Here is a 13,037-nt window from a genome sequence, read left to right as displayed (position 1 = left end):
TTAAAGGGTTGCTATTGAGGTGAGAGTGAGCAAATCATGAAAATGAGCGATCTCCGCCGTTACGACAATATAGTGAGTTACGATTTATGCGCTAAGCAAATAAAATCCCATACAAATAAGATGAAATTTTTATCAAAACTGCCTATAATTAAAGCCTGTTTATCAACAAATGAATCATCATGGGTAGTGGTTGTAGTCGCTCCGAAAATGCACAATCTTTAGACAAAAAAATATTTCAAAATAAACTAAAGTTTTCTTCTCTGTTTCGAAATTTACAGTTCTCAAATGCTGAAAATATCAATTGCGCAACTGCAATGGAGCAAGATCAATGATACTTGAATGGATGTCCGATCCTTCGGCGTGGGTTGGTCTGGCGACTTTGGTTGTTTTGGAAATAGTTCTAGGTATTGATAACCTTGTTTTTATTGCAATTTTGGCAGAAAAGCTTCCTCCAGAGCAACGCAATAAAGCACGGATTTTAGGCTTGTTGCTTGCGCTGTGTATGCGCATGGTTTTACTGGCATCCATTGCTTGGGTGGTTACGCTCACCGCACCTTTATTCCATATTTTCGACCATCCTTTCTCTGGTCGTGACCTTATCCTGTTGTTTGGTGGGGTATTCCTGCTTTTTAAAGGCACAATGGAACTCCATGAACGCCTTGAAGGTGGACAGGATTTAAAAGAAGAAAATCCAGTCCATGCGGCTTTTTGGATGGTGATTGTTCAGATTGTCATTCTTGATGCTGTATTCTCCCTAGACAGTGTGATTACTGCGGTAGGTATGGTGAAAGAGCTTTCAGTGATGATGATTGCTGTGGTGATCGCCGTCGGGATTATGCTGTGGGCATCTAAACCTTTGATGGACTTTGTCAACAAACATCCGACTGTCGTGATTTTATGTCTAGGCTTCTTGATGATGATTGGTTTTTCATTGATTGTTGAGGGCTTTGGATACCATATTCCGAAAGGTTATTTATATGCTGCCATTGGTTTCTCGGTATTGATTGAGTTCATGAACCAAACCATGCGTAAGAATCAAGAAAAGATGGTCACAACCACAGATTTGCGTTTCCGTACGGCTTCAGCAGTGTTGAAAATGTTAGGGGGCAAAAATGCAGAAAGTCAAAATGGTAAAGCCGATGATGTGATTGCAACACAAGCTTTAGCAGATGAAATCTTTGATGATGAAAATGGGGCATACCATAGTGTCATGGTACAAGGTGTATTGGGTTTATCTGAGCGCCCAGTGAAATCAGTCATGACGCCACGACCAGAATTAGAATGGTTGGACTTGGATGAAGACGAAGCCACCATCAAAGAAAATTTAATGGCAATGTCTCACTCAAGACTGATCTTAGCGCATGGTGAATTAGACAATATCGCAGGTATTGTGCTCACGCATAAAGTGCTCAATGATTATATTGAAACGGGTATTTTGAATTTTGACAAACACTTACGTGAACCTGTCATTGTTCATGAAAATGCACAAGTGTTGATGGTGATGGAGCAACTACGTCAAGCACCTTTGCAAATGGCGATTGTCCTCAATGAATATGGTTCAATCGAGGGGATTGCCACGCCTATTGATGTACTTGAGGCGATTGCAGGTGAATTCCCTGATGAAGATGAGTTGGAGGCTGCTGCTGAAAGCTTGGAAGATGGTTCATTGATGTTGGAAGGTTCAACCGATATTCGCCATGTTTCATTGCTGTTAGGTCGAGATTTGGTAGATGAGTCAGAGCAATATTCAACACTTTCGGGTTATATCTTGTTCCATCTTGGTCGCTTACCTGAAAATGGTCAGAAGTTACAAGCAGATGGTTATGAGTTTGAAGTGGTCACGATGGATGGGCATAAGATTGAAAAAGTTCATATTGTGGCATTGTCGCCATCTAAAGACTCAGAATAAACCTTAATATTGAAAGCAAGGATATTGAAAACAAGCCAGTTGAAAAACTGGCTTGTTTTTTTGTTCAGATGATCGGTATAAGCTGTAGCGTAGCCAATGGCGACATTCATGTTGCTTTAGGATAGAGAGATATTCCACGGTTTATAAAAGGACAAAACAGATAAAGCATTAAACAGTCACTAAAAATTTGTATAAAAGGTTTAAAGTCGAGTTGGAATAAATCATTCAAAGTAAATGACTTATATGAATAATCTGGTGATATGGCTTGAATATTCTTGAAAACTTGCATCATTTAAATCAGCTGTTTTTATAACGCTATATTTTTGAGAAAAGTTTCGATTTTAAGTAGGGTTGCATTATCATTTAAGCCTATTCAGATTTTGAGTTTTCTATGTCCAATCTATCCTGTCCCTGTGGTTCGGCGCAATATAGTCAATGTTGTCAGCCACTACATTTGGGGCAAAAAAAAGCCCAGACAGCTGAGCAATTAATGAAATCTCGCTATAGCGCATTTGCCAAACAAGAGATTGCATATATTGTGGCAACCACTGCATTGGGGCAGCAGCAAGCATTGGATGTACAGGCGATTGCAGCATGGAGTAAGTCTAATCAGTGGCTCAAATTAGAGGTAGTTCAAGCCAAAGAAAAGCTGGATAAAAATCATGCTCAGGTTGAGTTTAAAGCACATTTTCATGATGGTCAGCAAACGCAGATTCATCATGAAGTTTCACATTTTGTCTATCATGTAGGTCAGTGGTATTTTTTAGATCCAACCACAGATCAGCAAGTTACAATGAAACAGCCTTGTATTTGTGGATCAACAAAAAAATTTAAGCAATGTTGTGCGCAATTCTTGTAGCTTTTAGCTCGTTTTGACTTAAAATAGCGCGCATCTTTTACCCATCAGTGGATGAAGGGCAATGTTACTGACCATTATTTATATTATTGCAATTACAGCAGAAGCCATGACGGGAGCGTTGTCAGCAGGACGACGTAGTATGGACTGGTTTGGTGTAGTGTTGATTGCCTGTGTAACCGCACTCGGCGGTGGTTCGGTCCGTGATGTCTTGTTGGGACATTATCCGCTCACTTGGGTGAAACATCCTGAATATCTTGTACTGACATGCTGTGCGGCTTTTGTCACAATTCTCATCGCTAAATGGATGAAGCATTTGCACTCCATTTTCTTATTGTTAGATGCCTTGGGTTTAATTGGTTTTACCATTATTGGTTGTCAGATTGCGTTACAGATGGGGCATGGTTTTGTTGTTTCAGCAGTAGCTGGTGTTTTGACAGGTGTGTCAGGCGGTATTTTACGAGACATTTTGTGTAATGATGTTCCGTTGGTATTCCGTCGAGAGTTGTATGCATCAATTTCCTTTGTTGCTGTTATTTTCTACTGGTTCTGTATAGACTTTGGCTTATCTCTAGAAATCACTGTAATTTCGACATTGGTGTTTGGTTTTGCGCTACGCTGTATTGCTATTTATTTTGGTTTAGAAATGCCGAAATTTATTTATAAAGATGATGATGGACAATCAGCCTCCTCTAAAGATGAAAGCTGAATATAGTGATGCTATTTAGAAGAGTATTTTGAAGATTTATCGCCGAATTTGAGGTTGTATATGTCATATAGAGGCAACCCAAAGATTAAACTTGGAAAATTTACAACCTTAGATTTTAGAGCAAATTTTCAACTCGTCAGAAAAGTTGATGTCATGCAAAAAAACAGTCTCAGTTAAAGGGTTTAATCGCCATTATTGATCCTGTAAATATTCCATCTCGAAAAATTTTGATCAACAATGGTTTTCATTCTCAAGAATTTAAAGATTTTGACGGATTGTCGGGAGAAATTCTGAACTTAATTCTTCAAAAATAAAGTGTATGCCACGCTTGTCGATCAATTTACCTATTTGTTGAGTGTCTTATGGATTTAGTATCACGTGTACAACGTCTACCCATTGGGAAGTTTCACTATACTTTGCTGTGGGTGATCGGACTGGGCTGGATGTTCGATGCCATGGATACAGGTCTGATTTCATTTATTTTGACCAAAATGGCAGAAGAATGGCAGATGACACCTACGGAAAAAGGCTGGGTGGTCTCGATTGGCTTTGTCGGAATGGCAATCGGTGCTGTATTTTCAGGTGGCTTGGCTGATCGAATCGGTCGAAGAACAGTCTTTGCGATTACTTTGGTGACGTATAGCGTTGCAACCGCGTTATGTGCTTTTGCGCCGAATCTGACATGGCTGTTGATTTTCCGTTTTATTGTCGGATTAGGGCTGGGTGGGCAATTGCCTGTTGCTGTGACGCTGGTCAGTGAATATATCCCTGCTCAGGTTCGAGGTCGGTTTATTGTTTTGCTTGAAAGTTTTTGGGGGTTAGGTTGGTTAGTTGCAGCTTTGATTTCATACTTTGTGATCCCTGATTATGGTTGGCATATCGCATTTTTGATTGGTGGATTACCTGCCATTTATGTTTTCATGATTTTGAAAAAAGTGCCTGAATCTGTTCCTTATCTAATTAATCGTGGTCGCATTGACGAAGCTCATGCGCTGGTACAAAAACTTGAACGACAATGTGGTGTAGAAGTGATCACTACGATTGAAGTTAAACCTGTTGCCGCCAAGCCAAATCTTTCCTTCACTCAACTGTGGTCGAGTGCTTTTGCCCGCCGGACCTTGATGTTGTGGTTGATTTGGTTTGGTATCGTCTATTCTTATTATGGCATTTTCACATGGTTACCCAGTTTGTTGGTCAAACAAGGTTATACCATCGTGCAGTCCTTTGAATATGTCTTGGGCATGATTTTGGCGCAGTTGCCGGGTTATGTTGCTGCTGCTTGGTTGGTTGAAAAGCTGGGGCGTAAAGCTACGCTGGCAGGCTTTATTGCGATGTGTGCGGTATCTGCGTATTTCTTTGGACAAGCCACCTCAGTCAATATGATCATGTTTTGGGGCTGTTTAATGTCTTTCTTCAATTTGGGTGCGTGGGGTGTTTTATATACTTATACGCCTGAACAGTATCCCACCAATATTCGTGCCTTTGGCTCAGGTTGGGCATCTGCGATTGGGCGTATTGGCGGAATCGTTGCACCACTGGTCGTCACTCATATGATGGTGGCAAGCAATGGTTTTAGTTCAGTCTTTATGATGTTTACAGCCGTACTTTTAGCAGTAGCAGCTGTTGTACTGGTCTTGGGTGAAGAAACCAAGGGCAAGACTTTAGAAGAGATTGGGTTATAGTGGTTGATTAGAAGTATTAAAAGTAAAGCGCCAAAAAAACGATAACAAATAATAAGTATAGAATGGCTGATATCGGGTTAATCTTAGCGATCAGCCGTTTTAATTTTTCGTATATTGAATTAAAAACAAACAATTTATCGCTATATTATGGATTAGATCAAACAAGAATTGAGGGCGAAATAATGAAAAGTAAAATAGGATTAAGCTTTTGTATTATTTATCTTTTGCTTAGTGCATTTTGTCTATATATTGCATTAGATCCAATGACAGATAACAAAGGAAATTTTGTTTTCTTACAATTACCCATAGGTTTTCAAGTGTCAGCATTTAATGTAATTGGGTTAGGTCCTTTATTGGATCGGCTGTCTTGGATGGAAGCGTATAGCTTAGTGGTTCCTGTTACTTTGCTGTTTTTATATGGGATCGGGTGGTTGCTGAGTTTGAGCATTCATTTTATAAAAGCACGAATTGGACCACTCTAATAAGTTTCAGCATTTATAAATTTCGTTTGAAATAAAGTGTATATTCGAATTTTAAAATAACCATTTAAATAAAAGTTGCTCATTTTCCAAAAAGTGGATAATTTTACGTCATTAGAAACACTGAAAGACGCAATTTGTCGTTGTGGCGTACACTTGTGCTTGTGTCGTCAGGCGCTGCGACTTAGCATAAGAATGTAGATACATCAGCATTTATTTAGAACGAATTTAATTAGGATAAAAGGTTGTTATGACAAGCCTTGCGCATCATGCGACAGAAAACCGTTCCGTAGCAGAATTTACTGAACAAGCTTACCTGAACTATGCCATGTACGTGATCATGGATCGTGCACTGCCTCATATCAGTGATGGTTTAAAACCTGTACAGCGCCGTATCGTCTATGCGATGAGCGAGTTGGGATTAAAGCCAAGTGGTAAGCCAAAGAAATCTGCACGTACAGTCGGTGACGTACTGGGTAAATATCATCCTCATGGTGACTCTGCATGTTATGAAGCTATGGTGCTGATGGCTCAGCCATTTAGTTATCGTTATCCATTCATTGAAGGTCAGGGCAACTGGGGTTCACCTGATGATCCTAAGTCTTTCGCAGCAATGCGTTATACCGAAGCTAAACTTTCAACTTATAGCGATTTATTATTATCAGAGTTAGGTCAAGGTACTTGTGATTGGCAAGATAACTTTGATGGTTCAATGAAAGAGCCAGTGAGTTTACCTGCGCGTGTACCGAATATTTTGCTGAATGGTACAACAGGTATTGCTGTTGGGATGGCGACCGATATTCCACCGCACAACTTACGTGAAGTGGTCAAAGGCACAATTGCATTAATTCGTAATCCTAATTTAACCGATGAAAAAGTTGCAGAATATATTCCTGCACCTGATTTGCCGACCAAAGCAGAAATTATTACCTCACGTGAAGAATTACTTAAGCTCCAAACCACAGGGCGTGGAAGTTACCGAACACGTGCAATTTATCATATTGAAAAAAATGAAATCGTCATAACTGAACTGCCTTACCAAGTTTCAGGCTCTAAGGTTATTACGCAAATTGCAGATCAGATGCAAGCCAAAAAATTGCCTTTGGTGAGTGATTTACGTGATGAGTCAGATCATAAAAACCCAACACGTTTAGTGATTGTACTGCGCTCAAATCGTATTGATGCAGAAGCGGTAATGAGTCATTTGTTTGCGACTACAGACTTAGAATCCAGTTATCGTGTCAATATGAACATGATCGGAGCTGATGGTCGTCCACAAGTCAAATCAATTCGCAGAATATTATTAGAATGGATTGAAATTCGTAAACATACTGTCACACGTCGACTGCAATATCATCTCAACAAGATTGAAAAGCGCCTGCATATCTTAGGTGGTTTGATCATTGCTTATTTAAACATTGATGAAGTGATCAAAATCATTCGTGAAGAAGATCAGCCAAAACCTGTGTTAATGATGCGTTTCAATATTGATGAAATACAGGCTGAAGCGATTTTAGAACTCAAGTTACGTCATTTGGCAAAACTTGAAGAAATGGAAATGCGTCGTGAGCAGGAAGAACTTGAGGCAAGAGCGGCGGTGATTCGTGAGCAGTTGGCAAATCCAGAATCTTTAAAATCTTTGATTATTGAAGAGCTTAAAGATGATGCGAAAAAATTTGGTGATGATCGCCGTTCACCAATTGTGCAACGTGAAGAATCACAGGCAATGAGCGAGCAAGACTTGATGCCTGCTGAAGCTGTCACAGTAATTCTTTCAGAAGCAGGTTGGATTCGTTCAGCCAAAGGTCATGAAATTGATGTTGAGAAATTGAATTTCCGTGCAGGCGATCAGTACTTGAGTTCTGCACAAGGTAAGTCGAATCAAAAAGTGTATATTTTGGATGAGACCGGTCGAAGTTATGCCTTGTCAATAAATAGTTTGCCTTCTGCACGTGGTTTGGGAGAACCGTTGAGTTCAAAACTGTCACCTGCTAACGGTGTGAGCTTTATTCAAGTACTGGTAGGGGATGAAGATAAAGAAATTATTGCTGTAAGTTCAAGAGGTTATGGTTTTAAGTCTCAAGCGAAACAATTGGATACCAATGCCAAAGCGGGTAAAACATTCTTGACTGTAACAGATGATGCGAAAGCTATGCCGATAGAGGTCGTTGAAAATCAGACTCATTTGGCTATACTCAGTTCAGTAGGACGTTTACTTTTGATTGATTTGTCAGAATTGCCAACGCTGAATAAAGGAAAGGGAAACAAGTTGATACAACTTGAGGCTGATGAATATATTCAGTTTATGCTAACGTTGAATTTAGATGATGTAATTCAAGTGCTTGCAGGACAGCAACAATTAAAACTAAAAGGTGATGATTTACAGAAGTATATTGGTAAACGAGCATCGAAAGGTCAACTCTTACCCCGTGGATATCAAAAAGCAAATAAACTGTTGATTCAAAGATAAAACTAGCATCCTTGGATCGAAATACGTTATATATGCAATGTGTTCGTGGAAATGGATGCAATATTGAGCACAAAGAAGCCAAAAAATTATGCTCGATATTGAGAAAAACAGTTTAAAACTAAGGATTACTGATTGGAGATTATGGCATTATGGAAAAGATTTGGTTCGCTGAATACCAAAAGACTGGGATTCCAGAGACTGTAGAATTGCCCCAGGAAAATACTTCTCTTATTGATATTTTTGAGCGTAATTTCCAAAAGTTTGGTTCGCGTGATGCCTTTATCTTCATGGATAAGGTGATGTCATTCAGTGATCTTGAATTGGCAAGCCGTAAATTTGCAACTTATTTACAAAGTTTGGGTTTGGCAAAAGGCGCACGTGTCGCAGTAATGATGCCTAATGTCCTTCAATATCCTATTGTTGCTTTGGCGGTATTCCGTGCAGGTTTAGTGCTTGTCAATGTCAACCCACTTTATACTGCACGTGAACTAGAGCATCAGTTAAATGACTCAGGTGCAGAAGCATTGGTTATTGTTGAAAACTTTGCAACAGTTTACCAAGCAATTATCGGAAAAACGCCAGTAAAACATGTGGTTGTTGCCTCTGTTGGTGACATGCTAGGTACTTTAAAAGGTACTTTAGTGAATTTTGTATTACGTAAAGTACGTAAGCAAATTCCAGATTGGAACATTCCTGGACATATTAAATTTAATGCCGCATTGGCAAAAGTAAGTCCAAGCAACTACAAACGCCCTAACATGACGTTGAGTGATACTGCTGTGTTGCAATATACAGGTGGTACTACAGGCGTTTCAAAAGGTGCTGAACTGACTCATCGCAATTTAGTTGCAAACTTAATGCAATGTGATGGTATTTTCCAAAGTAAGTTTGGTCAGGGTGACGGTGCTAAAGATGACCGTATCTTCTGTGCATTGCCGCTTTACCACATCTTTGCATTTATGGTGTGTGCACTTTATGGTATGTACAAAGGTCAAGCAAATATTCTGATTCCTAACCCACGTGACTTACCTGCGGTGATTAAAGAATTACGTAAATATCAGCCGGGCTTTTTCCCAGCGGTCAATACATTATTCAATGCATTGGTACATAACGAAGAATTTAGACAGCTCGATTTCAGCAATTTAAAAATGGCGATGGGCGGTGGTATGGCTGTATTGCCTTCAACTGCGGAAGAGTGGAAAAAAGTGACGGGTACCATCATTATTGAAGGTTATGGTTTATCTGAAACTTCGCCTGTTGCAACAGCTAACCCACCTGCAACGACTGAATTCAGCGGTACAATCGGTGTTCCATTACCTTTGACTGATGTGGCGATCCTTGATGATGATGGCAACCACCTACCACAAGGTGAACAAGGTGAAATCTCGATTCGTGGACCACAAGTCATGAAAGGTTATTGGAACCGTCCTGATGAAACTGCGAAAGTGATGACAGCTGATGGTTATTTCCGTACTGGTGATATCGGTGTCATGGATGCCCGTGGTTATTTCAAAATTGTAGACCGCAAAAAAGACATGATTTTAGTGTCTGGTTTTAATGTTTATCCATCTGAAATTGAAGAAGTCATTGCACAACATCCAAAAGTGCTTGAAGTTGCAGCGATTGGTGTACCTGATGAAAAATCTGGTGAAGTGCCAAAACTGTTTGTTGTGAAAAAAGATCCTTCATTAACAACAGAAGAAGTTCTTGAATTTGCAAAACAAAACTTAACTGGCTATAAACGCCCACGTTATGTGGAGTTTATGGATGATTTACCAAAATCGAATGTAGGTAAAATCTTACGTAAAGATTTGCGTAAATAAGCAAAAACTCAAATTGAAAAAGCGCCAAGATTGGCGCTTTTTTTTGTAACATAGAACAGTGCAACGATGGATAGAATCAGAAATTTTGCTTTGAGCGACTATACCAACCATCAATATAGGGACGGCTTAAACCTACAATCGCAGTAAAGGTCAACATTGTTCCCATTTGACGACCTAAAGCAGAAGGAACAATACTGCCGTAACTCATATAAATATCAATCGAACAATAGATGATAATGATCGCAAGCCACAAATATAGATTCATTCGTTTGATCGCAACCGCAAAAAAAGCCACAATTAAAATGATAAGCGTGCCTAATGTTGACTGCCAGTTATAATTGGCACAAATCACACATAATAAAAATGCCAAAATAGGCAGCACAATTTTAAGAATACGATCAATCTCGGCATGTTGCTGGCGTTGTTTCTCTAAAACTTCAAACAATTCATTTTGGTCGGGCTGCACGACATTGTCCTCACTACACAATTTTGCAAAACTCTGCATTAAACAAAAAATATTCTGTTATTGCCATGCTATGATAACCTGCATTAACACTTCATGAGAAAAAATCATGTCTGGGATAGATGGCATCATATATTTAATTCTAATTGCCTGTTTACTTCCTTATGTTTTTACCATTATTGCGAAAGTATCTGGGGGATTTAAACTCGCAGATAACCAGAATCCTCGTGACTTTTTAGCCAAAAGCACAGGCTTGTCGGCACGCGCCAATGCGGTACAACAAAATAGTTTTGAAAGCTTACCTTTATTTATTGCCGCTGTGCTTATGGCTGAGTATATGGTGGTCTCACAACATTTGATCATGATGTTGGGGATTGCTTATATTGTACTGCGCATTATCTATGGGATTTGTTATCTAGCCAATATTTCAGCATTACGCTCAATCATTTGGTTTCTATCGATGGCTTGTCCAATCATTTTATTATTATTGATTATTCGAATTGTCTGAGTGGATTTAGACGAAATCCATTCATTTTGATGATGCAAAATGTATAATCCGCAGCTGTTCGCGTATTTTAGCGTTATAATCGTCAAGATTTTTTATAAGACCTCACTTCAAAGAGTATCCTATGAGCTATAGCAATATTCCTGCTGGTAAAGATGCACCTAATGACATCTATGTAATCATCGAAATCCCAGCCAATGCTGCACCAATCAAATATGAAGTAGATAAAGATTCAGATGCTTTATTTGTTGACCGTTTCATGGGTACTGCAATGTTCTACCCAGCGAACTACGGTTATGTTCCAAATACCTTGTCTGAAGATGGTGACCCATTAGACGTATTGGTCGTTACACCACATCCGTTGGTACATGGTTCAGTGATTCGTTGTCGTCCAGTGGGTAAATTAAACATGGAAGATGATGGTGGTATCGATGCTAAACTTATCGCTGTACCACACGACAAATTAACACCGCTTTATAAAGATGTGAAAGAATATTCAGATCTTCCAGCTTTGTTGTTGAATCAAATTGAACACTTCTTTGCACATTACAAAGATTTAGAGCCTGGGAAATGGGTTAAATTGACAGGTTGGGAAGGTTCTGAAGTTGCTAAAGCTGAAGTATTAAAAGCAATCGAAGCAGCAAAATAAGCCTGATAGAAATGCGGTTTGAAGATTAAATAATCTTCAAACCAATAAAAAACCTGCATGATTAAATGGACTGAACCCCAAATCTTGGACAGTTTAGTTAACGCTGGATTGAGTTCTGAATTGAACAGGGCTCAATCCTTTTAGTTTAATTTGTATTCTCTCATGATTATAGTAATGGATGTAGTCATGAATTTGTTGCTCTAAGACTTCAATGCTTTCTGGTTTCTCTAGATAAATCGTCTCTGATTTTAATGTACCAAAGAAACTCTCCATCAAAGCATTGTCCCAACAATTCCCTTTTCTACTCATACTTTGCTTAATCTTATTCGCTTTAAGCGTACTCCTAAATTGGCTCATTTGATAATGCCAGCCTTGATCTGAATGAAGCATAAGCTTGTGTTTTCGTGAGTTTGGTAAATGACTTATGGCTTGATCAAGCATATCTTTAACAAGTTGAAATACTGGGCGTCTTGAAAGTGTATAGCTCACAATCTCATTGTTATAGCAGTCTAAAATCGGAGATAAATATAACTTCGTATCAGCAACTTTAAATTCGGTTATATCTGTCAGCCAACGCTTATTGGGTCGCTTCGCTTCAAAGTTACGTTTGAGTTTATTTTTGACTATTTTATTGGATGTACCTTTGTAGGCATTGTACTTTTTACGCCGAATCAATGAAATTAAACCAAAGCCTCTCATCAACCTAGCAATCAATTTATGGTTATGATGAAGACCTTGTTGCTTCAAGGCTAAAGTGATTCGTCTATAACCATATCTACCTTTATGCTGATCATAAATTTGGCAAATTCGTTGCTTGAGCTCTGCATATTTATCTACGGCATTTAGCTTGGCTTTATGATAGTAGAAACTACTCCTCGATAACTCAGCAATATCTAAAAGCAATGGCAAAGCAAACTCAGTACTCATCTGATCAATCAACCTTGCTTGTTGTCCTTTTTGGGTGGATTCAGCAAGGCGTCGAGCTTTTTTAAGTAAGCATTCTCAGCGCGTAAATAGAGTAGTTCATGCTGAAGCTCAGCAGTTGTTTTTTCATGATCAGGTTTATCAACAATATATTTATGTTTATTTTTAGACATGGGTGCTCTTCCTTTAGACTTTGGTTCTAGTCCAAGCATACCATCGGTTTGATAGATTTTACGCCATACACTGATCAAACTCGGGGAAGAAATACCAAAACGAAGAGCTGTATCAGATAAACTTAATCGCTCATCCTGCATAGTTGTTAATACTTTATATTTAAATTCAGCTGTATAAATTGTCTTATTCTGTTTTGGTTTTATTGCATCAATTCCACCTAAGTTGAATTGAGCCAACCATTTAGAGACATCCTTATCACTAATCGAAAAATGCTTGGCTGTTGATAAACTAGAATGGCCTTGAGCATAATAAGCAATGACTGCTTGTTTAAACTTTAAATTGTATTTCATAAAAATACCCTATAAGTTGTGTCCAACTTATAGGGTTCAGTTCA

12 protein-coding genes and 1 pseudogene are annotated in these 13,037 nt (G+C 38.9%); 10 read left to right on the top strand and 3 right to left on the bottom strand.

The genetic code is table 11. The annotated features are described in order from the left end of the window. Window positions 1-328: 328 nt before the first annotated feature. From F938_RS19540 to F938_RS19510, 8 genes and pseudogenes are all read left to right on the top strand, one after another. Window positions 329-1,909, top strand: coding sequence for a TerC family protein (locus tag F938_RS19540; RefSeq protein WP_004825615.1), 1,581 nt, complete (start codon window positions 329-331; stop codon window positions 1,907-1,909). A 391-nt stretch (window positions 1,910-2,300) separates the two neighbouring features. Continuing rightward, a complete protein-coding gene (locus F938_RS19535; protein WP_005034500.1) occupies window positions 2,301-2,768 on the top strand; it encodes a YchJ family protein in 468 nt (155 codons plus the stop codon). A gap of 61 nt (window positions 2,769-2,829) precedes the next feature. Then, window positions 2,830-3,474: a trimeric intracellular cation channel family protein gene (locus F938_RS19530; RefSeq protein WP_004825611.1), complete on the top strand. Its 645-nt coding sequence runs from the start codon at window positions 2,830-2,832 to the stop codon at window positions 3,472-3,474. 155 nt (window positions 3,475-3,629) lie between these two features. After that, a pseudogene (locus tag F938_RS24815) lies at window positions 3,630-3,788 on the top strand (GNAT family N-acetyltransferase); the annotation flags it as partial. Window positions 3,789-3,836: 48 nt separating this feature from the next. Beyond that, the gene (niaP, locus tag F938_RS19525) at window positions 3,837-5,156 is read left to right on the top strand and encodes a niacin transporter NiaP (protein WP_005034497.1); all 1,320 of its coding nucleotides are present in this window, start codon (window positions 3,837-3,839) and stop codon (window positions 5,154-5,156) included. A 62-nt stretch (window positions 5,157-5,218) separates the two neighbouring features. After that, the gene (locus tag F938_RS19520) at window positions 5,219-5,638 is read left to right on the top strand and encodes a hypothetical protein (protein WP_005034495.1); all 420 of its coding nucleotides are present in this window, start codon (window positions 5,219-5,221) and stop codon (window positions 5,636-5,638) included. Window positions 5,639-5,885: 247 nt separating this feature from the next. Further along, window positions 5,886-8,105 (top strand): DNA topoisomerase IV subunit A, encoded by a 2,220-nt coding sequence (parC, locus tag F938_RS19515; RefSeq protein WP_005034494.1) that lies wholly within the window; start codon window positions 5,886-5,888, stop codon window positions 8,103-8,105. 149 nt (window positions 8,106-8,254) lie between these two features. Beyond that, window positions 8,255-9,928, top strand: a complete 1,674-nt coding sequence (locus F938_RS19510; protein ID WP_005034492.1) for a long-chain-fatty-acid--CoA ligase — start codon at window positions 8,255-8,257, stop codon at window positions 9,926-9,928. A gap of 76 nt (window positions 9,929-10,004) precedes the next feature. Here the strand turns inward: F938_RS19510 and F938_RS19505 are convergent, their stop codons facing one another. After that, a complete protein-coding gene (locus tag F938_RS19505) occupies window positions 10,005-10,433 on the bottom strand; it encodes a hypothetical protein (RefSeq protein ID WP_010591096.1) in 429 nt (142 codons plus the stop codon). A gap of 67 nt (window positions 10,434-10,500) precedes the next feature. Between F938_RS19505 and F938_RS19500 the strand changes: the two genes are divergently transcribed. Together F938_RS19500 and ppa are read left to right on the top strand one after the other, a co-directional pair. After that, entirely contained in the window at window positions 10,501-10,899 is a 399-nt protein-coding gene (locus F938_RS19500) for an MAPEG family protein (protein WP_004825596.1), read from the top strand. A gap of 121 nt (window positions 10,900-11,020) precedes the next feature. Next, entirely contained in the window at window positions 11,021-11,545 is a 525-nt protein-coding gene (gene ppa / locus F938_RS19495; protein WP_004825594.1) for an inorganic diphosphatase, read from the top strand. A 93-nt stretch (window positions 11,546-11,638) separates the two neighbouring features. Here the strand turns inward: ppa and F938_RS19490 are convergent, their stop codons facing one another. Together F938_RS19490 and F938_RS19485 are read right to left on the bottom strand one after the other, a co-directional pair. Continuing rightward, on the bottom strand, window positions 11,639-12,484 hold the full coding sequence (locus tag F938_RS19490; protein ID WP_010591792.1) for an IS3 family transposase: 846 nt from the start codon (window positions 12,482-12,484) through the stop codon (window positions 11,639-11,641). After that, window positions 12,481-12,993 carry a helix-turn-helix domain-containing protein gene (locus F938_RS19485; RefSeq protein WP_005029281.1) on the bottom strand — a complete coding sequence of 171 codons (513 nt, stop codon included), beginning with the start codon at window positions 12,991-12,993 and terminating at the stop codon, window positions 12,481-12,483. Before F938_RS19485 ends, F938_RS19490 begins: the two co-directional genes overlap by 4 nt. Window positions 12,994-13,037: the final 44 nt, after the last annotated feature.

The organism is Acinetobacter bereziniae LMG 1003 = CIP 70.12, from assembly GCF_000368925.1.
Taxonomy (GTDB): domain Bacteria; phylum Pseudomonadota; class Gammaproteobacteria; order Pseudomonadales; family Moraxellaceae; genus Acinetobacter; species Acinetobacter bereziniae.
Note: the sequence above shows the minus strand (reverse complement) of the source record. Positions and strands in the feature narration are given on the sequence as shown.